The 21,052-nt window shown below is 63.8% G+C and carries 22 protein-coding genes; 4 read left to right on the top strand and 18 right to left on the bottom strand.

Annotated features, from left to right (window positions below):
- Positions 1-178 precede the first annotated feature (178 nt).
- Both AACI_RS01025 and AACI_RS01020 read left to right on the top strand, forming a co-directional pair.
- Complete coding sequence (locus tag AACI_RS01025; protein ID WP_012809642.1) at positions 179-1,045, top strand: hypothetical protein; 867 nt, start codon at positions 179-181, stop codon at positions 1,043-1,045.
- Between the two features lie 292 nt (positions 1,046-1,337).
- Positions 1,338-2,195 carry a hypothetical protein gene (locus tag AACI_RS01020; protein WP_012809641.1) on the top strand — a complete coding sequence of 286 codons (858 nt, stop codon included), beginning with the start codon at positions 1,338-1,340 and terminating at the stop codon, positions 2,193-2,195.
- Positions 2,196-2,378: 183 nt separating this feature from the next.
- Here the strand turns inward: AACI_RS01020 and ftsH are convergent, their stop codons facing one another.
- The 6 genes from ftsH to spoIIE all read right to left on the bottom strand — a co-directional run bounded on the left by ftsH (position 2,379) and on the right by spoIIE (position 10,597).
- Positions 2,379-4,187 carry an ATP-dependent zinc metalloprotease FtsH gene (ftsH, locus tag AACI_RS01015; protein WP_012809640.1) on the bottom strand — a complete coding sequence of 603 codons (1,809 nt, stop codon included), beginning with the start codon at positions 4,185-4,187 and terminating at the stop codon, positions 2,379-2,381.
- Positions 4,188-4,277: 90 nt separating this feature from the next.
- A complete protein-coding gene (hpt, locus tag AACI_RS01010) occupies positions 4,278-4,820 on the bottom strand; it encodes a hypoxanthine phosphoribosyltransferase (protein WP_008340702.1) in 543 nt (180 codons plus the stop codon).
- Positions 4,821-4,863: 43 nt separating this feature from the next.
- The gene (gene tilS / locus AACI_RS01005) at positions 4,864-6,261 is read right to left on the bottom strand and encodes a tRNA lysidine(34) synthetase TilS (protein WP_218917096.1); all 1,398 of its coding nucleotides are present in this window, start codon (positions 6,259-6,261) and stop codon (positions 4,864-4,866) included.
- Positions 6,262-6,413: 152 nt separating this feature from the next.
- Positions 6,414-7,319, bottom strand: coding sequence for a protein kinase domain-containing protein (locus AACI_RS01000; RefSeq protein ID WP_012809638.1), 906 nt, complete (start codon positions 7,317-7,319; stop codon positions 6,414-6,416).
- Positions 7,316-8,035, bottom strand: coding sequence for a vWA domain-containing protein (locus AACI_RS00995; protein ID WP_012809637.1), 720 nt, complete (start codon positions 8,033-8,035; stop codon positions 7,316-7,318). Before AACI_RS00995 ends, AACI_RS01000 begins: the two co-directional genes overlap by 4 nt.
- Positions 8,036-8,131: 96 nt before the next feature.
- A complete protein-coding gene (gene spoIIE, locus AACI_RS00990) occupies positions 8,132-10,597 on the bottom strand; it encodes a stage II sporulation protein E (protein ID WP_012809636.1) in 2,466 nt (821 codons plus the stop codon).
- Between the two features lie 138 nt (positions 10,598-10,735).
- Here spoIIE and AACI_RS00985 point away from each other — a divergent pair, with 138 nt between their 5' ends.
- Positions 10,736-11,191 carry a ComE operon protein 2 gene (locus tag AACI_RS00985; protein WP_012809635.1) on the top strand — a complete coding sequence of 152 codons (456 nt, stop codon included), beginning with the start codon at positions 10,736-10,738 and terminating at the stop codon, positions 11,189-11,191.
- A gap of 151 nt (positions 11,192-11,342) precedes the next feature.
- Positions 11,343-11,465 carry a cortex morphogenetic protein CmpA gene (cmpA, locus tag AACI_RS16255; protein ID WP_012809634.1) on the top strand — a complete coding sequence of 41 codons (123 nt, stop codon included), beginning with the start codon at positions 11,343-11,345 and terminating at the stop codon, positions 11,463-11,465.
- Positions 11,466-11,545: 80 nt separating this feature from the next.
- Here cmpA and AACI_RS00980 read toward each other — a convergent pair whose 3' ends face one another.
- The 12 genes from AACI_RS00980 to AACI_RS00925 all read right to left on the bottom strand — a co-directional run bounded on the left by AACI_RS00980 (position 11,546) and on the right by AACI_RS00925 (position 21,015).
- Positions 11,546-11,746, bottom strand: coding sequence for a hypothetical protein (locus AACI_RS00980; protein ID WP_012809633.1), 201 nt, complete (start codon positions 11,744-11,746; stop codon positions 11,546-11,548).
- Between the two features lie 144 nt (positions 11,747-11,890).
- Positions 11,891-12,295, bottom strand: coding sequence for a S1 domain-containing RNA-binding protein (locus AACI_RS00975; protein WP_008340714.1), 405 nt, complete (start codon positions 12,293-12,295; stop codon positions 11,891-11,893).
- Positions 12,296-12,442: 147 nt separating this feature from the next.
- Positions 12,443-12,790, bottom strand: coding sequence for an FtsB family cell division protein (locus tag AACI_RS00970; RefSeq protein ID WP_012809632.1), 348 nt, complete (start codon positions 12,788-12,790; stop codon positions 12,443-12,445).
- A gap of 60 nt (positions 12,791-12,850) precedes the next feature.
- A complete protein-coding gene (gene yabQ, locus AACI_RS00965) occupies positions 12,851-13,447 on the bottom strand; it encodes a spore cortex biosynthesis protein YabQ (protein WP_012809631.1) in 597 nt (198 codons plus the stop codon).
- Positions 13,444-13,704 carry a YabP/YqfC family sporulation protein gene (locus AACI_RS00960; protein WP_012809630.1) on the bottom strand — a complete coding sequence of 87 codons (261 nt, stop codon included), beginning with the start codon at positions 13,702-13,704 and terminating at the stop codon, positions 13,444-13,446. The genes yabQ and AACI_RS00960 overlap by 4 nt, the downstream gene beginning before the upstream one ends.
- 174 nt (positions 13,705-13,878) lie before the next feature.
- Positions 13,879-14,181 (bottom strand): RNA-binding S4 domain-containing protein, encoded by a 303-nt coding sequence (locus AACI_RS00955; protein ID WP_008340719.1) that lies wholly within the window; start codon positions 14,179-14,181, stop codon positions 13,879-13,881.
- 3 nt (positions 14,182-14,184) lie between these two features.
- On the bottom strand, positions 14,185-14,457 hold the full coding sequence (locus AACI_RS00950) for an HU family DNA-binding protein (protein WP_008340720.1): 273 nt from the start codon (positions 14,455-14,457) through the stop codon (positions 14,185-14,187).
- 64 nt (positions 14,458-14,521) lie between these two features.
- The gene (locus tag AACI_RS00945) at positions 14,522-16,003 is read right to left on the bottom strand and encodes a bifunctional methyltransferase/pyrophosphohydrolase YabN (RefSeq protein WP_012809629.1); all 1,482 of its coding nucleotides are present in this window, start codon (positions 16,001-16,003) and stop codon (positions 14,522-14,524) included.
- Between the two features lie 5 nt (positions 16,004-16,008).
- Positions 16,009-16,158, bottom strand: coding sequence for a hypothetical protein (locus AACI_RS16485; protein ID WP_218917095.1), 150 nt, complete (start codon positions 16,156-16,158; stop codon positions 16,009-16,011).
- A 371-nt stretch (positions 16,159-16,529) separates the two neighbouring features.
- A complete protein-coding gene (gene spoVT, locus AACI_RS00935; RefSeq protein ID WP_012809627.1) occupies positions 16,530-17,072 on the bottom strand; it encodes a stage V sporulation protein T in 543 nt (180 codons plus the stop codon).
- A 116-nt stretch (positions 17,073-17,188) separates the two neighbouring features.
- Positions 17,189-20,740: a transcription-repair coupling factor gene (gene mfd / locus AACI_RS00930; protein WP_012809626.1), complete on the bottom strand. Its 3,552-nt coding sequence runs from the start codon at positions 20,738-20,740 to the stop codon at positions 17,189-17,191.
- 35 nt (positions 20,741-20,775) lie between these two features.
- Positions 20,776-21,015: an anti-sigma-F factor Fin gene (locus AACI_RS00925; protein ID WP_012809625.1), complete on the bottom strand. Its 240-nt coding sequence runs from the start codon at positions 21,013-21,015 to the stop codon at positions 20,776-20,778.
- Positions 21,016-21,052: the final 37 nt, after the last annotated feature.

Here is a 21,052-nt window from a genome sequence, read left to right as displayed (position 1 = left end):
TACTTGTCGGTTTGTCTGTCACATGCGCATGCACTTCCACGGTCGCCTATGGAGCGGCGACTCCACTTGACTCGAACCCAACTTATGAGTGGCACATCACAGGTGCTGGACCAACTTTCATATCTCAAGGTCCTTGATGGAAACGATTTGAATATTCTCATCGGGATGTGACGAACTCATGACACGCTCATCCAGACTCGTCACCTTCACCTCACTTGCCGCTTTGGTAACCGGGCTGGCCACGGGTTGCGGACACGCGAGCGGGCCGACGGACCGATGGACCATCTTCAACAAGTGGCTGTATTCTGTGGTGACAGGCCCCGGCCAGACCGTCACGATTCAGGCGAATATCACGAACCCTTACCGAAAAGAACGGCTTCCGCTGCAAGGCGCAGAGCTGCATGCAAATGCGCTCCAACCTATTGCTCCGGTACACATCCAGACGAGCGAAAGTCAAGTCGTATTCCAATATGCACTCCTCTGGAACGCCCGCGTCGCCGGCACGTATCAAGGTGATCCGGTCCGCGTAACGGTCCATCTTGCCACGGGTAACCAGTCCTTTGCCCTCGGCAAAGCCTACACCCGCGTCGTCGAGCACCCCGTCAGTTGGCTCGCGCTCCCCTACTTGCCTGGCGGAGAAGCAGGACAGCCCGACTACCTGACGGGGCCGCACGATTTTGGCTTTCGATTTGCAAATCATTCGAACGTCCCGGTGCGCTTCATGGGTCTAGAAACAGCCGGAGGGTTTCAGTTTTCAAAGGTTGGCTATATGATGAACAGCAAGGACGTTCCAGGTGGCTATCCAAAGGATGCGAGACCGCTCAGAAGCGCCGGCGTCGTGATCCCGCCGCACGCTACCTGCAACGTGTATGCGGAGTTCAAACAACCGAGTGGGTACTTGAATGAGTTGATCCAGGTGGCAGCCGTGCTCGAGAGAGGCGGTGTCCGCGGCGAGGAGATCGTGGGTACCGGGATGTACACGCTGAACTACTTCCTGAACGCAGATCCATCCGCGTACTATCCCGCACTCAACGTCACGAGCTGAGCGCAAGGCGGCGGCACGCGGACCGACGGAGGAGCGCTCTGCGCCGCCGACTGCGGCCTCATCATCATACTTAACGAAAAGCGGGACGCCGCCACCTCCCTGGCGCATCCCGCTTCTGCTTTTCGCCCTTGCACGCATTCACCGATACCGCTCCGGAATCTCCTGAAATACCTCCAGTCCACGCATACCCGCATGTTACCCGATGCCCAGCGCAAAATGGGCCCGAAGACTCATGCGCGGCGCGCGAGCAAAATGTATAACACACGTAAACGTTCAGATAAGGGGGAGTCCCGTGAACCGCGCGCGCATCTGGATCTCCGCCGCTGTCGTCGCCCTGTCCGCAAACCTCGCCACAGGCTGCGGGCACGCGAGCGGACCGCCGGATCGCTGGACTGTCTACAACAAGTGGCTGTACTCCGTCGTGACTGCTCCAGGAGGAACGGTCAATTTACAGGTGAATATCACGAATCCGCACAATGAAGAACGGCTCTCGCTCCGCGGTGCGACGCTTGAATCGAACGCGCTCCAACCTGTCGCGAAGGTGCACGTGCAAGCGAGTCAAAACCCAGAATTCTACCAATATACGCTTCTGTGGACCGTCCGCGCGACGGGCGCATATCAGGCCGATCCCGTCCGTCTCCACGTGAATCTCGCCAGCGGCGCTCAGTCCTTCGATCTCGGCAAGGCGTACACGCGCATGGTGGACCACCCCGTGTCATGGATCGACATCCTCATCAAGTCTGGGGGAGAGGCCGGCCAACCCGACCACACCGCGCATGACTTCGACTTCCAGTTTGTCAACCCATCCGGCGCACCTGTCCGACTCCTCGGCCTCGAAACCGCGGGAGGATTTCAATTCTTAAATGTTGGGTACGAAATGAACAGCACGGACGTGCCAGGTGGCTACCCGAAGAACGCGAAACCGCTCCCTGCTGCGGGCGTCCTCATCCCGCCACACGCTTCCTGCAATGTGTACGCGGAGTTCGAACAGCCGAGCGGGTATCTGAACGACCTGATCCAGGTGGCGGCCGTGCTTGAGAAAGACGGCGTCCGCGGCGAGGAAATCGTCGGACCGGCGCTCTACACCGTGTACACCTTTCAGAACGGCGATCCGTCCGCATACTATCCCGCGCTCAACGTGACGAGCTGAGCACAAGGCACGCTCGGCCACCTGCTCAGGCCCACCGCGGTATGCCCTGCGCCGACGAACCGCAACGTGCCCGCCGCACATCGGGCCCCGCCCCGCCGTCGAGCCGCCACCTCCCAAACGGAAAGCGGGACGCCGCCACCTCCCTGGCGCATCCCGCTTTCCACTTTCGTCTTAGGCCCCTGTTCACCGATACCGCTCGAGGATCTCCTTCACTTCCTCGCCGTCGAGCGTCTCCTTCTCCAGGAGGCGCTCCGCCAGCGCATCGAGCGCCATGCGCTTCTCCGTCAGGATGCGCCGCGTGCGCTCGTGGCACGTCTCGACAATTTCCCGCATCTCCTGGTCGATCTCGTACGCCACCTGATCGCTGTAGTTCGGCTCGCCCTGGAGATCTCGCCCGAGGAAGATGGCCCCTCCCGCGCGGCTGCCGTACTGCAGCGGGCCGAGCCTGTCGCTCATGCCGTACTCCGTGATCATCTGCCGAGCGATGTTCGTGACGCGCTCGAGGTCGTTCGACGCGCCGGTCGAGATCTCGCCGAAGACAATCTCCTCCGCGACGCGCCCGCCGAGCGTCATGCAGATTTCGTCGAGCATCTGCTGCTTCGTGATGAAGTACCGGTCCTCGTTCGGCAGGCTCAGCGTGTAGCCGCCGGCCATGCCACGCGGGACGATGGTAACCTTGTGCACCGTGCGATCCGGCTGGATGAAGTAGCCCACCACCGCGTGGCCCGCCTCGTGATAGGCGACGAGCCTGCGCTCCTTCTCGCTCATCACGCGGCTGCGCTTCTCCGGCCCCGCCATGACGCGATCGATGGCCTCGTCGATATCCGCGTTGGTGATTTCCTTCTGCTTCTTGCGCGCCGCAAGCAGCGCCGCCTCGTTCAACACGTTCTCGAGATCCGCGCCGGTGAAGCCTGGCGTCCGCTTCGCGATGATCTCCAGGTTCACGTCGGGCGCGAGCGGCTTGTTCCGCGCGTGCACGCGCAGGATCTCCTCGCGCCCTTTGACGTCCGGGCGGTTGACGACAATTTGCCGGTCAAACCGGCCCGGGCGCAACAGCGCGGGATCCAGGATGTCGGGGCGGTTGGTGGCGGCGATGATGACGATGCCCTCATTCGCCGAGAAGCCGTCCATCTCGACGAGCAACTGGTTCAGCGTCTGCTCGCGCTCGTCATGTCCGCCGCCGAGCCCCGCGCCGCGGTGCCGCCCCACGGCGTCGATCTCGTCGATAAAGATGATGCAGGGCGAGTTTTTCTTGGCCTGATCGAACAAATCGCGCACGCGCGAAGCACCCACGCCGACGAACATCTCGACGAAGTCCGAGCCGCTGATGCTGAAAAACGGCACACCCGCTTCGCCCGCCACCGCGCGCGCGAGGAGCGTTTTACCGGTGCCGGGCGGGCCCACGAGCAGCACGCCCTTCGGGATGCGCGCGCCGAGCGCGGTGAAGCGCTTCGGATCTTTCAGAAATTCGACAATCTCCTCAAGCTCCGCCTTCTCCTCATCGGCCCCCGCGACGTCCGCGAACGTCACCTTTCGCTTGTCCTCGGTGTACATTCGAGCCCGGCTCTTGCCGAAGTTCATGACCCGGTTGCCGCCGCCCTGGGCCTGGTTGAACAGGATGAACATTAAGATGAAGAGGAAGGCAAACGGAACCACCTGCTCGAGGAGCGAGAGCCACACGCTTCCGCGGGGCTGCGGAATGACGTTGAACGACAGGTTATGGCTCTGCAAGAAGGGCTCCAGGTTGTTGTCGTACAGAGCCCGAGTCTCAAACTTTTCCCCGTTCTTCAGGGTCCCGTCGATGGTCGCAGTGAGGCCGTCGGGCGTGACCTGCAGCGTGCCCGTGACCTGGTTGTGCTCGACATATTGAATGAACTGGCTATATGGAATCGGCCCGCGAACCTGCTCAGGGCCGGTGAGGTATCTCAGTACGCCGATCAGCACGAACAGGATCAGCACGTACAGGACAACGCTCCGGTAAAAACGGTTCATGCCTTACCTCCTCTCGGTTACGGCGCGACTATTGTACCATACCGGGATGGGCGTTCCTAGCAAGAAAGACGCCCGCCAGGGAGACGCGCGTCAACCTGTCGCATAGATGTCAGACTTGAGGATGCCCACGTATGGCAAGTTGCGATACCGCTCCGCGTAGTCGAGGCCGTAGCCGACGATGAACGCGTCCGGCACCGTGAAGCCGAAGTAGTCCGGCTGGATGTCGACCTTTCGCCCGCTCGGCTTGTCGAACAGGGAGACAATCTTCACGCTCGCCGCCTGCCGCCGAATCATCGTGTCGCGCAGGTACGCGAGCGTGAGGCCCGTGTCCACGATGTCCTCCACGATGATGACATCGCGCCCCTCGACCGGGCGCTCGAGATCGTACAAAATGCGCACCGCGCCGGACGACTTCGTCGACTGGCCGTAGCTTGAAATCGCCATGAAGTCGATCTCGACCGGAACGTCGATGCGCTTGACGAGATCGCCCATGAACAGCGCCGCGCCCTTGAGGATGCAGATGAGAAGAGGCGTCTTGCCTGCGTAGTCTCGGCTCAGCGTCGCCCCCATCTCGGCCACTTTGGCCTGCAAGGTTTCCTCATCGAACAGGATACGCTCCAGATCAGGATGCATGAGTGCCTCCCCATGTCCGCTGTGAAATGTTCGGCCACCGCCTCTACCGCTCGCCAAGCGCGCGTTGGCAGGCCGCAGGCGGGCGCGCCCGAATGACGAACGCGGGCCCGCCGCCCCAAAGGTGCGCGCCGGATCGCATGATGCCGGGGATCCAGACGATGTCGCCGTCTACCCGAAGGAGGGGCCAGCGCGCACGCCACGCACGAGGCAGCTTGGCGTCGGTGAAGACGTCTTGCAGTTTCTTGGTTCCGTGCCCGCCGAAGAGCGGCACCCGCTCGCTCGTCGGCACCCCCATGGCGATCTCGGCGCGGGACACGTCGGCAGGCAACAGGAGCCACCAGGGCGACGGCATGCGGGCGGATGCCGGATGCGCCACGCGCAGCCGCCGAAACCGCCAGCGCACCTCGCCTTCTCCGACGAGCACCTCCGCCGCCGAATGAAGATCCCACGCCACCGCAGTCTCCACCGCGGGACGCGCGATGGGCGGGTGACCTATGTACAGGTTGTCGTAGGATCTGACGCACCGCACATCCGCCGCGAGGTGAACTTCGCCCGACGGCGGCCCCGAGAGGGCCAGGCGGCGAACCGCCTCGACGTGGGCCAACGTCCACTCGCGCGCGGAGAAACAATTCAATAGTATGTGAATCACCCTGCGTTGTAAAGAAACGTGAAGTTCGCCGAGGCGGCTGGCAGAAAAGGCGATTCGGCCGTCCGCGCCGCACACGGCAACGCGGCGCGCGGCCTCGCACGCCAACTCGCGCATGTACGCGTCCTCCGCCCACAACAGTTCGAGCGCCTGGCGAACCTTCTCCTCCGCGCGCGGTTCGACGGCGCGGAGCGCCGGGATGACCACCTGACGGACGCGGTTGCGAAAAAACCGGGGGTCTTCGTTCGTCTCATCCTCCACGTGCGGCACCCCGTGCAGAGCCGCATACCGCTCGATCTCGCTCTTCTCCACCGCGAGGAGCGGCCTCAGCACCCGCACGCCGTTCATCTCCGCCTCCGGGCGCATGGCGCCAAGCCCCCCCGGGCCCGCGCCGCGCAACAGGCGCATGATGAAGGTCTCCAGCTCGTCCTGCGCGTGATGTGCCACGAGGATGACGCCGCCCTTCACCCGCGCCCGGTCGGCCAGCGCCTGATAGCGCGCGCGCCGCGCGGCCGCCTCCAGCCCCTCACCTCGCTCGTCCACGACCTTCACGTGGGCGATCTCGCACGGGATTTCGCGCTCTCGGCAGTATCGCTCGACGAAGGCGGCGTCGCGATCGGCCGTCTCGCGCAGGTGGTGGTGCACGTGGACCACAGAAAAACCGCCCAGGGCACTTGGCGCCTCCTCTGCGGCGCGCTGACACAGGTGAAGGAGCACCATCGAGTCCACGCCGCCGGAGACGCCTAACACCGCGTGGGCGGTCTCAAGCCGATGCTGTTGGAAAAAGGAAATCACGTGCGTGAGGAGATTGTGCGCTCGTCCCAAGGAGGTTCCCGCCGTTTCCCATGTGGGCCGCCCCGGGCGCCTCGCGCCGCGCGCGGGCGTGCCCTGTCTGCCTTCATTGTAGCAAAGTGGGGCCGCCCGTCGAAGCCGCTGAAACCGTTGGCTCAGATGATGCGGAGGTAGAGCGCCCAGGCGCAGGCGGTGGTGAGCACGGCGCTCGCGACGCTCGCCCACATGAACGCGGCCGTCCAGTCGCGCTGGCCAGCTTGTCTCGCCTTGTCCTTCACGCGCACCTCCGCGATGGCGGCGCGAAGCGCGTCGGCGTCCCGGATCTCCCGGCGCAGCACGCGGCTCCACACGGGGCGCCATGCGCCGTCGACCTGATCCGCCACCGCGCGCAGGAGCCATTCCCGCCGCTTTTCGGGCGGGAGATCGTACAAATTCGCGGGACACTGCGCCTCGAGCGATACCGCCATGAGCGCCACGGCGAAGACGTCGTACGCCGCGCTCGCGCGCCTGTCGCATAGGCCGAAGAAGGCGCCGTCGGTTGTCGGCGTGAACTGGCGGACGGCTTTGCCAAACGGCGTCACGCCGCCGGGATCGACGAAGCGCACCTCGCCACTCGCCTCCTGGACGAGCACGTTCTGCGGCTTGACGTCGCAGAACGCGTGGCCGGTGGCGTGGAGCTTGGCGAGCCCTTCGACGATGCGGATCATGACCTGCTTGCGCATGGCGGGCGCAAGCGTTGGCCAGACCTTGTCAAGCGGCTTGCCGGAAATGCGCTCCATGACGTAAAAGAAGCGGGCGCCGGGGCGGTCGGAGTCGTCAATCTGCTGTGGCGCGGGAAACGGCGATCCCGGCCCTCGCACGAGGTTCAAAAGCGACCACTCGAACGCCACCTGGCCCGCTGTCTCGCACACCTTCATGGCGCCTTTGAGGCCGTCGTCCCGCTCGACCGCGTAGACAATCCCGTTCGCGCCCGTGCCGAGAACGCCGCGGATCCGCCAGCGCCGATGGGTCCACTTGCCCACCACCCACGTGCCGGGCGCGAGCGGGCGGGAATGGGTCATCCGAACTCACGCCGCGGCGCGTCCTCGTCCACGTTGCGCGCGTGCGAGAGGAGAAGGTCGGCGGCGTGATCGATGGCTGGGCCGGTCGGCGTGCCGCCGCGCGCCACGAGCTCCGCCTCGAGCGCCGCGACGTTCACCTCGGAAGAGAACGGCTGCACGAGCCGCGTCGCCTCCTCGCCCTTGCCGGGGAACGCAATGACGCTCACCGCGAGGGGGCCGGATCTCACTTTGAGCGACAGGGCGAGATCGCGTACCGCCTCGCGCACGGTCGGGATTTTGTCGCGCATGCTCGCGCTCGTGTCGAGGCAGACGACGAGATGAAGCGCCACCTCGTCCTCGAGCTTTTCCACCACCTGCATGACGCGGGCGCGATCGGCGGGCGGCAAATCCTCCGTCGACTTGCCCATGACGGCGAGGAGTTCCTGGTTGACCACCTGCTGAAGCGTCATCTGCATAGTCTGGTGCGTCATCATCTGCGCCGTCGCCGAGATGTCCGCGGGCTGCACGATGCGACACATGCCCCCGCCCGCGTCCGCGATGGAGTGTGCCTCTTGGTAGCCCTGCTCGCCCGCGTCGCCGCGCCCCACGATGCCGATGACGTTGACGACGATGCCGTGCCGGTGCGCCCTGCGCGCAGCCTCGACGGGATCGGGCCCGATGTTGGAACAGCCGTCGGTGATGACGAGAATCTGCCGGATGGTCGCTTCCCTGGTCAAAACAATCCACCTCCGCGAAACTTGCTAGTCGCCAGTATCGCCGAGGTGGAACCGTTTCATTCCCAAAAGCTTGATAGAATCCGTTGCCGGGAACGTTCAGGCCATGCGGCGCTTGCGCTCGGCGGACCGGAGGCTCGGCACGTTCGGCAGCCGGATGGCCGCCCACTGCTCCTGATACCGCTCGATCACGGCCGCGACGGCCGTCATGTCGTCTCGCACCTTGCCGTGCGAAGCCTCGACGGCCATCTCCACGAGCTCGTCCACGATGGTCTGCGGATCCGTCGAGCGGATTTGGGCGAGCGCCGCCTGCACCCAGTCGTCCGTCTCCGCGCCTTCCGGAGCCGCGTCGTAGATGCCGTCCGAGACCAGGATGAGCACGTCGCCCGGCAGGAGCTGGACTTCGATGGTCTGCACCTCAATCTCCTCGAGAATGCCGATGGGCACGCTGTTCCCGGTGACCTTGATGACCTCCTGCCCCCGCTTGATGTAGCTCGGCGCCGATCCGACCTTCAGAAACTCGCACTTGGCGTGGAACAGGTCGATCACGGCCATGTCGAGCGTGGTGAACATCTCGTCACGCGATCGCAACACGAGCGCGGAGTTGATGGTGCGCACGGCGAGCTTTTCGTCGAATCCAGCTTTCATCAACCGCTTCAGGAGGTCGATGGCCGACTTCGACTCCTGCTTCGCGCGCTCCCCGTTGCCCATGCCGTCCGAGATGGCGAGGGCGTAGCGGCCATTGCCGAGATCGACCGCGGTATGGGTATCGCCGGAGACGGGGCGGCCGTCCTTGGCGATGGCCATGGCCGCGGACCGCACCTGGTACTGGCGCGCCGAGGCGAACGTGGCCGTGCAGGGCCCGCCGTGCGGCGGCACGCTGAGCTTGGCGACGGTGATGTGCTCGCCGAGGATGCCCGACAGAAGGGGCGCGATCATGCGCGCGGACGTCTCGTGCGCGCTCTCGGACGGCTGCACCACCTCAATTTCCACCCGGCCCGGCTCGAGGCTGATGATGCGCACGTCGTCCACATAGAGCCCGAGCTCCTCGAGCGCGCTCACGATCTTCTCGCGATCCGACAGGAGCGTCTTCTGCTCCATCTCGAGCTCCTTCGCGATGGCCCGGACGACATCCGCCACCCCCGCCAGCTGATGCGCCACGAGCTTTCGCTCTTCCATCATCTTTTTCAACCACTTGTAGTCCCGATGCGTGAGATCGAGGTTGTAGCGCAGCGTGCTCATCATCGGATCGAGGCGAATGCAGCGATCCCTGAGCTCCGGCGTGGGCGCGGCGCGTCGGCCGTTCGCGGACTCGATGTTGGTGAGCGTGTGCTTCATGGCGTTGTAGGTCTGGAGCATTTCCCGCCCCCAGCACAGGGTCTGACGCGGGCAGAGTGAACACACGCTGTCGCGGGTCTTTTGGATGGTCTGCGTGACGAGATCGCGCATCAAGAGGTAGTCGTTGCCGCTCACGTCGGAGAAGGTGTCGGCGAGTTCCTCGAAGATCTGGCTCACCTCGTGGATCTTCTCGGTCATGAGGGCGTGCACCCGCTCGGCGCGCGTGCGCTCGTCGGCCGAATGTTCAGGCGTCCCGGGCACGAAGGAGCGAAGCTCGGCAAAGAGACTCCGCGGCGTCAAGAGGTACAGCACCGACGCGGCGCCGGCGGCCGTCATCTGCACCAAGAGCGGCGCATAGGCGTGCGCGTAGGCGAGCGTGAGCACGCCCACCCCTGCGACGAAGGTGGCGGCCACCGCAAACCGGTTGGCGTCGCGCATCAGGCCGCAGATGAGTGCAATGAAGCCGAGCACCGCCACCTCCATGAGCGACGCCTGGTGGCTCAAAAGCGACAGCATGCTGATGGCGACGGCGCCGGACACGGCGGGCCCAATGCCGGTGGCGGAGAGCACGAGCACCATCCAGTCGATGGCCAAAAGCGCGAGCGGAACGCCGTGGACGGCGAGCCCGTCGAAGCCCATGATGACGGAGGCGATGAGGATGACGACGCTCATCACCTGCTCGTAGCGCAGCGTGCGCGTGAGCTCTTGCCCAAGGAACAGGTGAATGCACTGCAGGAAGATGAGCGCTAAGATGGTGACGAGGGCGCCCTGGCTGAAGGCGAGCAGGGCCTCGACGAGCGTGAGGCTTGTCCCGAACGTGGCGAGGTGAACGGCGAAGCCCACGGCGCCGGCGAGAATGGGCGCCCAGATGATGTCCGCCGTCCTGCGGCGGAAGATGATTCGATGGACGAGCTTGTACAGCACGATGGCCGCGGCAAGTTCGAGACCTCCCTCGATGCCGGCGGTAAAGGCGCCGAGGATGCCGGCGTACGCGGGCCACGCGCGGCGCTCGCCCGCAAGCGCCATGACGACGGCGTAATAGGCGAGGGCAAACGGCGCCACGGCGTGATCGATGGAGGCGCGGCCGAGGAGGAACGCGAGCGCGCCGATGAGCAGGGCGCGGCGCCACGCCCGAAGGGTCCAGCGAGAGGCAAATGGGGAGCGCGCCGCCCGGTTTGGCTTGGCAAGAAGGGGTTTCGGCCCGCTCCGTGTTCGCTTTCTGACCATACATCCGTCCCCTTTCATCCATGTGTATGGCCATTATAGGGCAGGCAGAACTGCAGATTTTGTCAAACGGCGTCTGCGGCGACGAGAAAGTTTTCGAGAATTCTGGACAACGTTCGGCACGGGGAGGGCGTGATCGACATGGAGATGAAGCGAGAGCGGATGGACTGGCACAGTTTCTTCGCGTCGCAGGCGCGAGTGATGGCGGCGAGATCGACCTGCACGAGGCTGCAGGTGGGGTGCGTGGTGGTGCGGGACAAGCGGATCATCGCCAGTGGATACAACGGGAGCATCCACGGGGACGAGCACTGCGTGGACGTGGGCTGCAAGGTGGTGGACGGCCACTGCGTGCGGGCGATTCACGCGGAGCAGAACGCGCTTCTGCAGTGCGCGCGCTTTGGAATTGCGGCGGAGGGCGCGGATCTGTACGTGACACACACGCCCTGTCTGACGTGCACGAAGAGCCTCATTCAGGCCGGGATCCGGCGCGTGTTTTATGAGTTCGAGTATCGGCCGGACCCGTACGCGATGGAGCTCCTGTCGAAGGCGGGCGTGGTTGTCGAACAAGTGCGAAGCCGGTTGGATCTTCTGGTGTAGCGCTGCGCGGCGCAGGTGGGACGCGGTGCGGGTTGCAGTCCGCGGTTTGGCGCCGAGCGCGAAACTCGCCTGGCGCACGAGATTTCTGGGCGCCATTTCTGTCCCCGCCGCGTACACTACATACAACTGGCGATGAGCGAGGTGATGTGGAATGCCGGAATGGCTTCGGAGTCAACTCAGGCGAGCGTTCCTCAATCGCGATCGCAAGGCCATCGTGATGCTGAATGAAGCGTATTACCGATATCGCCAATCGGATGCGAAGGCAGAGCCGTGAGAGGCGCCGTGAAGCCATCGGCACCAAAGCCCGCCGACGCGACTCCGGCGCCCTGGCGCGGCGTGGGATGCAAAACGCCTTTAGCCAGGAAACCCGGCGATCCGCCCGTTGAATTTGCCCAGAATGCGGTCCAGCACCTCCTGCGTGATGGGGCCGAGCTGGGCCCTGTACATATCGAGCGAGATGTGGCAGCCGTCACGATCGTTCTCGTTGTCGAAGGCGAGAAAGACGCGCGTGCCGTCGTGGAGCTCGTATTCGAGGTAGTAGGTGTCGCCCTGCACGAACTTTCTCCTCTCAGGCGCTTGAAGCGCACGTACGATGTCCCTTGACGCGAAAACACCGGGCCCTTCGCAGAACCCGGTGCTTGTTCACGATTCTCTCGCGAAGTGCGCCGCGCTCCTAGAAGGTGCGGCCACGGCTCGATTTCAGCCGCGCCGCCCGCCGCGCCCGCCGCGCTTGGCCTCGCTCCGCCGGAGCTGCGCAAGGCGCTCTTCGCTGTCTTTGAGGAATCGATTCATGATCTGTTCGAATCCTTGGCGCCGATCCTGGCGCTGACCCCCTCGCGATCCTCCGCGATGCGTGCGGCCAGACGACGATTCGTTGGCCTGGCGAATGGACAGGGCGATTTTCCCATCTCCGCTGACACTCAGCACCTTGACGGTGACCTCGTCGTTCACCTTCAGGTAGTCGTTGACGTCGCGGACGTAGTCGTCCGAGATCTCGGAGATGTGCACCAAACCCGTCTCGCCTTCGGGCAGCGTGACAAATGCACCAAACCGCGTGATTCCCGTCACTTTGCCCGTCACTTTGCTCCCGACCTCAATGGCCATAAAGTTGCTTGTTCCTCCCTGTCCGATTGAACGAAAAGAATCCGATGAACGGCTTGCCTGACAAACGGCGTGAAGCCCCGGCGGCCACCTCCGCTCATCCGTAGGATATCCGCCTTGCGCCCTTTCGACTCACCCACGCCCGCGACGTCAATGGGATTTTGACGGCGACTGCAAATCGAACGGCACGGTGTTGGGCATCACGAGGTTCTGATGCTCCGTCGCGTACTTTTCAATGTACGCCGGATTGTTCAATTGTTGCTTCTCCGTCTGCAACGTGCGCTGCTCAGCCTGGAGCGAATTCAACTGCCGCTCCAGTTTGGCGTTCTCCGCCGCGAGCTGGCGCAATTGGGGACGTTCCGCATGCCAGAAGTAAAAGAACGCCCACGCGCAGATGGCGAGTGCAGCCACGTATCGGATGCGCACGGGGAAGTTCCGGCGCTGCCGCTGAGGCTCTCGCTTGACGCTGGACAGCGGGCGCGACTCGACTGCTCGCATGGCGAAACGCTCCTCCGTGAGATTCACCGCCTGGCACCCCGACGCTCCAGTGAAGGCGCGTCAACGAGCCGATCCGCGGCTTTGGATCAACCAATTCGACGCGCGCTGCCAGAAATCCTCTTGCCAGGCGGCTAGTTTTTTTCGCCATCCGGCGTCTCGGCGAATGTAGCGGCGAACCGGAAACGTGACGACGGCGAAGGCGATGGCGACGATGCGGCACGCGGCGTTCTCCATCATCACGCCCACTCGATACAGCGCCGCCGCGACGGCCACCATCAGCCGAGCCGCCAGCCGGAGTGGCCAGACCACGGCAATCTCAAGCGCGCGGCGCACGACCCTCACGATGAAGCGGATAACGGCCACGACTGCGAACGCCCCGCGGACGACGCGCCGCCTGAGGGTCAGGCGATACAGGCCGTATCCCACCGCGAGCAGCACGAGCGTCCAGATGCGAAATTCGCCGCCGATGGTGCGAAACGTGAGCAGATACACGCCCACGGCCGCCGCGATCCAAAAGGCGAGATCGCACAACGGCCGCAGGCGCCGCAGCCAGCGAAAACCGCCCGAGATGGTGTTGTACCAGTCGAACACCGCGCCCATCGCCGCGCCCGAGGCGAGCATCCACAGGACGTAGGCCACGTTCTGTCCCGCGTTCATGGCCGAAGCCGCCCCCACCGCGCCGCGCGGCGATGATCCCCGTAAATCAGGGCGCCGATCTCGCCCTCGATGCGAATGATCCCCGCCTGCCGATCGAACGCCTTGATGGCGAGGGATTTCCCCTCGACGCAAAGCTCGCCCGCTCGCGTCGAGATCACAAAGGCCTCCGCATCAAACCGCTCGAGGCGCTCGACCCCGGTGACCTCGATCTCCCGCCTGGCGAGGATGTGCACATCGTGTCCCTCGGCCGGATCCATGCCGACACCTCCAACCATCCTGTCGCTCCGAGTGTATGACGGAGGGTGGACATGTAGACCGAAGGACTGTGCGCGCAAACCCGTGCAGGACCGGGACGTCGGCCCGAACACGCGGGCGGCCACGTTCCTGGCAATAGCAAAAGACCGGCCCAACGGGCCGGTCCCGAACCGGGCTTATGGAGTCTCTGCTTCGTCGTCGACAAACTCTTCGTCGACGTCGCCCGCGCGCGGTTCCACGCGGACCATGTCGTAAAGAGAAGCCGCCTCGTCCCGCCGCGGATTCTCCGCGAGGCGCCGGACGACGACCGTCACGGTCTTGTTGCCGTATTGGATGACGATCTCGTCCCCTACGGCCACATCCGTCGCCGCTTTGCCGGGGCGGCCGTTCACCAACACGCGCCCGGCATCGCAGATCTTCTTGGCCAGGGTGCGCCGTTTGATCAAGCGGGACACCTTGAGAAACTTATCGAGTCGCAAGGTTCAGCGCGTGACTTCCTTGAGCTTGTTGCCCGGTTTGAACGCAGGCACCGTGGAAGCCGGGATCTCGATGACCTCGCCCGTCTGCGGGTTGCGGCCCGAGCGCGCGGCGCGAGAACGCGTCTCAAACGTGCCAAAGCCGATGATCTGCACCTTCTCGCCGTTGGCGAGGGCCTCCTCGATGATCTCGAACACGGCGTTGACCGCACTCTCCGCGTCCTTCTTCTTCAAGTTGGTCTTTTCCGCGACACGGTTGATGAGTTCCATCTTATTCACGCGTGCGATACCCCTTTCGTGGGAATGTCGGGAATGTTATTCGTTCTTCTCGCCGGGAATCCTGCTAGTTCGACTGTGAAAATGCGATTTTTGCCTCGTTCCAGTACGCATCGAGGGCTTCTGGAGACGCGGTTTCCCACGATCCCCCATTGGAGCGCAGCCGTTCCTCCACGTACCGGAACCGGCGGACAAATCGGCGCGTCGCCTGGGCCAGGACGGCCTCGGCGTCGAGATCGAGAAACCGGCAGAGGTTGACGACGGCAAACAGCACATCCCCGGCTTCCGCGGCGAGCTTGGCGGCATCCCGCGGCTCCCGACGTCGCTCGATGTCAAGTTCATTCATTTCCTCTTTGACCTTCTGCCATACGTCGGCCTCGTTCGACCAGTCGAACCCGACCTTGGCCGCCGCCTTCTGGACCGCCTGCGCCACAGCGAGCGCTGGCCCGGCGAGCTTCACGCCTGACAAGGCGCTCTCTTCACGCTCTTCATTTCTACGCTCATCCTGTTTTACCTGCTCCCAAATGCCGCGGACGTCGTCCGCCGTCTTCGCCACCTCGTCCCCAAACACGTGCGGGTGGCGGCGGACCAGCTTCGCCGCGAGCCCCGCAAATACGTCGCGAAGCGTGAACTCGCCCGCTTCCTCCGCGATGCGCGCGTGGAGAAGAATCTGCAGCAGGAGATCCCCCAGCTCCTCCGCGAGGTGATCGGCATCGCCCTCGTCGATGGCCTCCGCCACCTCGTACGCCTCCTCGACGACGTACTTGCGCAACGACGCGTGCGTCTGCTTCCGATCCCACGGGCAGCCGTTCGGCCCGCGCAGGACTTCGACAATTCGCGGAGCCTCGTGCAGATCCCGGTACAACACGGCCGCGTCCTTGGCGGGCGGCACGTACAGCGTCGTGAGGTGATCGATCCACGCGAGACGGTCGATCTCGTACAGCGGCACGCGCTCCATCCGCTCTTCTCCGCGGACGCCGGCCGCCCGGACGATCACGACCTCGTACTCGTCCGGGTAGAGCTCCATCAAGGTGAGTTTCACCTCACTCGCCACGGCGCGATTGTACACCTGGGCGATGAAGGTGTGCAGGCGCGGGTTGAGTTGGTCGTGCCGAAGCGCAAGGCCGTCGAGCAACAGGAGCCCCTCCACCGGATCGATCCCGAGCCTTGCCACGGCGAGATCGAGAAAACTCTGTCCCGGGCCGATCTCGACCTCCACATCCGGGAGCGACTGTGTCAAGAGCATCTGCACCGCGCGCTCGGCCACGAGAGGGTGGCCCGGAACCACGTATACGACATGCGGATGCCCTTCTGCGAGGTGGAGCAGGCGCGCGACAATCGCCTCGTAGACCGCGTCAAACGTGTCGCACTTCTCGTAGAGATCATCGCACGTCTGGTAGGTGACGCCCGCTTCCTCGAGCCTCTTCACGGCCGGGTGTTCGCGCGTGCGAAGCACGACGGGCCAGCCGCGCCGCATGATCTCGTACGATCCGAGCGGGATGCTGTCCGGATCTCCAGGGCCCAATCCGACAATGTGCAAGATGCTCAATGCGCCTACCCCTCCATGGCGGAACGGTTTCCATGCAGTTCGCGCTTTCGGCGTTCGAGGTGCTCGAGATGGCGCTCCTGCACGTCTGGAAGTCGCTCCAAGATGCCTACGATCTCCTCGACCGCCTCTTCCCTCGTTCGCACCCGATACCTCATGTGAAACGCGAACGAAAGCCGTTCAGATATTTGGCCACGATATCGTTTCCCGTTTCTCGCGATGCGCACGTGCGCCTCCGCCTCCAGTATACCGCACCGCCTCCGCGCCGCCAGAAGTGCGTGCGGTAAGCTTATCTCTGTCTGGAGACGACAGCGCCCGAGCCGTTCGATCCATGCACGCGAGTACAAATTCCTTCACTGCAAAATTCACCGCACACAAAACGGCCCCCCGCTGGCCCCTGTTTCACCCAGCGCGGGAGGCCCGATGGCGCTGCGCGGTCGTCGGCTCTGACATGCGCCCCTGGCGCTCATCCGTCCGAATCGCACTTGCACACCCGATGCACATATGGTATTTTATGGACGGAGCTTGTTTATTGCTCCATTTGCTTACCCAAAAAGCCGGCGGCCGTTTCCGCCAACTTGACCTCGGTCTCCCCCATCCGCACGCTCTCGTCGCGGGTGGCGAGGATGACCGCGCCAATCGGATCGCCTGCGGCGATGATGGGCGCGATGACGCGCGCGCCGAATCGCTCCGGGCGATCCCGCACGATGGCGTACTCCCCCGCCGCCGAATTGTGTACCGTTTTCCGCTCCTCCATCGCCTGTTCGATGTCTTCGCTCACAGGCTTGTCCAAAAACTCCTTCTTCGGCGCCCCCGACACGGCGATGATCACGTCCCGATCCGCAATCATCGCGATGTGCCCCGTGTTTTCGGCGAGCGAATCCGCATACTCCTTGGCAAAGTCCCCGAGTTCTCCGATGGGCGAATACTTCTTCAGGATGACCTCGCCGTCGCGGTCCACGAATATCTCTAAGGGATCGCCTTCGCGAATGCGCAACGTCCGTCGAATTTCCTTCGGAATCACAACCCGACCGAGATCATCAATTCTCCGCACGATGCCTGTGGCTTTCAAAAAGATCCCTCACCCTCATGAAGTTTGGTGCAACGGAATCCGACGTGACTGTATTATGCGACTCGCCCAGATCCTCTATGCACCAGCGAAGCCATGAGGGCCGAGCATGGCGGGGCTCAGACGCCCGCCACCTCTTCCTGCTTTTTCGACTGCCGCACCATCTCCAGGTAATCCGTCAAGAAGGCGATGATCCTCCGGACGATCTCGTCCCCCGCGAGGCCCTTGGTTCGGAACGCGACAAAGATCATGCCGTTCGGCCGCGAGGTGACCTGCGCCTTGTGCTTGACCGCCATGGACAGGAGCTTCGGATAATCGACGGGCGCATGCTTCTCGTTCGGAAACCGCACGGTCGTGTCGGCACCCTGCGTCGCGATGTGATCCGCGTGCGCCTGCATCGCGAGGCTCTTGAGCCTCGTCACGTCGAGCAGATTGCGCACCTCCTGCGGCGGATCGCCGTAGCGATCGATGAGCTCGTCCTCGAGATCGTCCGCCTCGGACACAGCCTGAATCGCCCGGAACCGCTTGTACATGGCCACCTTCTGAGACGGATCGGAGATATAGGTGTCTGGAATGTACGCCTCGACGGGCACGTCGATGGTCGGTTCGACGGGCTTCTCCAGCTGCTCGCCGCGCAGCTCGCGAATGGCCTGCTGCAAGAGCTCCGTGTACATGTCGAAGCCCACAGAGTTGATGAACCCGTGTTGCTCGGCCCCGAGCAAGTTGCCAGCGCCGCGGATGGACAGGTCACGCATGGCGATCTTGAAGCCGCTGCCGAGCTCGGTGAACTCCTTGATGGCCGCCAGCCGCTTTTCCGCGACCTCCGACAGCACCTTGGCCGGCTGATAGGTGAAATATGCGTACGCAATCCGGTTGGATCGGCCGACGCGGCCGCGCAGCTGATACAACTGGGACAGACCGAACTTGTCGGCGTCGTACACAATCAAGGTGTTCACGTTCGGAATGTCGAGCCCCGTCTCGATGATGGTGGTGGTGACGAGCACGTCGTACTCGCCCTCGAGAAAGTCGAGCATCACGCGCTCGAGCTCCGCCTCCGCCATCTGACCGTGCGCCACGCTCACGCGCGCATCGGGCACGAGCGACTGCACGCGCTCGGCCATGCGGTGGATGGTCTGGACGTCGTTGTACACGAAGTACACCTGTCCGCCGCGGGCGAGTTCGCGCTCGATGGCCTCTTTGACAAGCCCCTCGTTGTACTCCACGACGTACGTCTGGACCGGAAACCGGTTCTCGGGCGGCGTCTCGATGATGGACAGATCGCGCACGCCGAGCATGGACATGTGGAGCGTGCGCGGGATGGGCGTCGCGGTCAGCGTCAAACAGTCCACATTCGCGCGCAACTGCTTCAGCTTTTCCTTGTGGGTCACGCCGAAGCGCTGTTCCTCGTCCACAATCAGAAGCCCCAGGTCCTTGAACTGCACCGAGTTCTGCAAAAGCCGGTGCGTGCCGATGACGATGTCGATGGTCCCCTCCTTGAGGCCCTTCAACACCTCCTGCGTCTCTTTGCGCGTCCGGAAGCGGCTCAGCATCTCAATCTTCACTGGGAAGCCGGCGAACCGCTCCTTGAACGTCTCGTAGTGCTGCTGCGCGAGGACCGTCGTCGGCACCAGCACCGCGACTTGTTTCCCGTCCATGACCGCCTTGAACGCCGCGCGCATGGCGACCTCCGTCTTGCCGTAGCCCACGTCGCCGCACAGGAGCCTATCCATCGGGCGCGGCTTCTCCATGTCCCGCTTGATCTCCGCGATGGCGCGAAGCTGGTCCGGCGTCTCCTCGTACGGGAACATGTTCTCGAAGTCCGCCTGCCATGGCGTGTCGGGCGAGAACGCGTGCCCGGGCGTCGCCTCGCGCTTCGCGTAGAGCTTCAGGAGATCGCCCGCGATGTCGCGCACCGACTTCTTGACGCGGTTCTTCGTCTTCTGCCATTCGCTCGACCCGAGGCTGTGCAGCTTCGGCTCCTTCTCGCCGGAGCCGATGTACCGCTGGATCTGATCGATCTGGTCCACCGGCACGTACAGGCTGTCGCCGCCCGCGTAGCTCAGGTACAGGTAGTCGTTGCGGCGACCATCGACCTCAAGCGTCTTGATACCCATGTACCGGCCAATGCCGTGATTCACGTGCACCACGTAGTCGCCGACATTCAGTTCCTGGTAGCTCTTGATCCGCTCCGCATCCGAGACCTGCGCGCGCGTCTGGCGATGCTTCCGCTTCGCCGTGAACACCTCGGTCTCGACGATCACGGCGATGCGGTGCATCGGCAACTCGAACCCGCTTGACAGGTTGGCGACGACGATCTGCGGCACCTTCGATCCCGGCGTAAAGACCTCCACCTGATCGGCCTGGATGCGATAGTCGTCCAGGACGCGCGCCAGGTGATCCGCCCGCTCCTTGGTCGCGGCCGCAAACACCACCTGCGTGTGCGCCTTCTCCCAGCGCGCGAGCTCTTGTTTCAACACGTTCATCTGCCCGTGGAAATTCTGCATGCTGCGCGCGGAGATGTTGAGCACCTGCTGATACCGCTGACTGCCGCGCGTGTGGGCGAACGTCGCGAAGTGCACCTTCGGCCGATTCAACTCTTGAAACTTCGCCTCGTAGTGAATGGCGTCGACCGTGCCCGAGAGCACCTCGCCCCGCATCATGGCGCCCGACAGCCACTCGCGAAACTCCTTCTCGAGCACGTCCGCGCGCTCCAGGATGCGAGCCGTCTCGTCGAAGCAGACGAACGCAGGCTGGGGGACGTGATCGAACAGGGTGTCCGCGTGTTCGGGATACAGAAGCTGATAACGAGCCACGCCCGCGAACGGCTGCCCCTCGCGCAGCTTGCGGATATCCGCGGAGATGGACTGCTCCAGCCGATCCCGGAGCGCCGCATCCGTCACCGTCTTCAGCCTGGCTTCAAGCCGCGCCTCGAGTTCATCCGCCACCTTGTCCGCAACGGGCTGAGGAAGCATCAGGTCGAATGCAGGGCCAAACGACACGCGATCCCGCTTGTCCTGGGATCGCTGCGTGGCGGGATCGAACGTCCGGATGGAGTCAATGTCCGTGTCGAACCACTCGATGCGGTAGGGGAGATCGTGGCCCATCGGAAAGACGTCGAGGATGCCGCCGCGCACGCTGAACTGGCCGCGGCTCTCCACGAGGCTCACGCGCTCGTAGCCGCCGCGCACTAGCTGCGCTACGACGTCGTCAATCGGCTTCGATTCACCTACCGCGAGGTTCACCAGCGAGTGTAGAAAATGGCTCTTTTTCGTCACCGGCTGCCAGGCGGCCAAAAGGGTCGTGACCACAACGACAGGGCCCTCCTGCGCGAGGGCCTCAAGGACGTGCAGCCGATCCGCCAGTACGTCCGACGACGACGCCAGGTAATCGACGAGCGCGTTGTCTCGCTCGGGATAGAGATAGACGCGCGCATCCGGCAGGTACTCCTTCAAGTCCTCCCAGATGGTCTGGGCGTGACTGGCCGTATGCGTCACCACAATCATCGACTCTGGGAGACGGCGATTGCGGAGATGGTACAAGGCCGCCATCACGAGCTGCCGCCCGGCCCCGGTCACGCCCGTGATGAGTATGTCGTTTCTGCGCGGCCCCATCCCATCCGCCAATGACGAAAGCGCCCCGTCCGCGGCCATGAGTTCGACGAGACCCTTCACCTTGTCCCCCTCCCAGCACACGCATGTACCTGGATTTATTGTATGATACTTCCTTCTAATAGCAGTTCGGGATGCATCGCGACGGCCTGCTCGCAGGCGTCGCAGACGGTTTGAATCTCAAACTGGTTGTCTCTCGGGCGGATGACGTCCCACTGGTGATCCGGCTCCAGATGGTGCAGGCCAAGCCGCTCCATCGCGTCTCCGAGCGACCAGTGCGGCGCCTCCACCGCCCCAATTTTCTGTCTGCAATAGCGGCAGACGTATTCGAAGCGCATCGGGATCGCCCCTTTGTCAGACGTGTGTCAGACAGGT

It is taken from the genome of Alicyclobacillus acidocaldarius subsp. acidocaldarius DSM 446 (assembly GCF_000024285.1).
GTDB lineage: Bacteria > Bacillota > Bacilli > Alicyclobacillales > Alicyclobacillaceae > Alicyclobacillus > Alicyclobacillus acidocaldarius.
Note: the sequence above shows the minus strand (reverse complement) of the source record. Positions and strands in the feature narration are given on the sequence as shown.

Excerpts from the sequence above, each read along its gene's own strand:
- ftsH (WP_012809640.1), bottom strand. The coding sequence starts at position 4,187 with ATGAACCGTTTTTACCGGAGCGTTGTCCTGTACGTGCTGATCCTGTTC.
- hpt (WP_008340702.1), bottom strand. The coding sequence starts at position 4,820 with ATGCATCCTGATCTGGAGCGTATCCTGTTCGATGAGGAAACCTTGCAG.
- cmpA (WP_012809634.1), top strand. The coding sequence starts at position 11,343 with ATGCCGGAATGGCTTCGGAGTCAACTCAGGCGAGCGTTCCTCAATCGC.
- AACI_RS00925 (WP_012809625.1), bottom strand. The coding sequence starts at position 21,015 with ATGCGCTTCGAATACGTCTGCCGCTATTGCAGACAGAAAATTGGGGCG.
- AACI_RS00960 (WP_012809630.1), bottom strand. The coding sequence starts at position 13,704 with ATGGATCCGGCCGAGGGACACGATGTGCACATCCTCGCCAGGCGGGAG.
- AACI_RS16485 (WP_218917095.1), bottom strand. The coding sequence starts at position 16,158 with ATGAGGTATCGGGTGCGAACGAGGGAAGAGGCGGTCGAGGAGATCGTA.
- AACI_RS00985 (WP_012809635.1), top strand. The coding sequence starts at position 10,736 with ATGGAGATGAAGCGAGAGCGGATGGACTGGCACAGTTTCTTCGCGTCG.
- spoIIE (WP_012809636.1), bottom strand. The coding sequence starts at position 10,597 with ATGGTCAGAAAGCGAACACGGAGCGGGCCGAAACCCCTTCTTGCCAAG.
- AACI_RS00970 (WP_012809632.1), bottom strand. The coding sequence starts at position 12,790 with ATGCGAGCAGTCGAGTCGCGCCCGCTGTCCAGCGTCAAGCGAGAGCCT.
- yabQ (WP_012809631.1), bottom strand. The coding sequence starts at position 13,447 with ATGAACGCGGGACAGAACGTGGCCTACGTCCTGTGGATGCTCGCCTCG.
- AACI_RS00975 (WP_008340714.1), bottom strand. The coding sequence starts at position 12,295 with ATGGCCATTGAGGTCGGGAGCAAAGTGACGGGCAAAGTGACGGGAATC.
- AACI_RS01025 (WP_012809642.1), top strand. The coding sequence starts at position 179 with ATGACACGCTCATCCAGACTCGTCACCTTCACCTCACTTGCCGCTTTG.
- AACI_RS01000 (WP_012809638.1), bottom strand. The coding sequence starts at position 7,319 with ATGACCCATTCCCGCCCGCTCGCGCCCGGCACGTGGGTGGTGGGCAAG.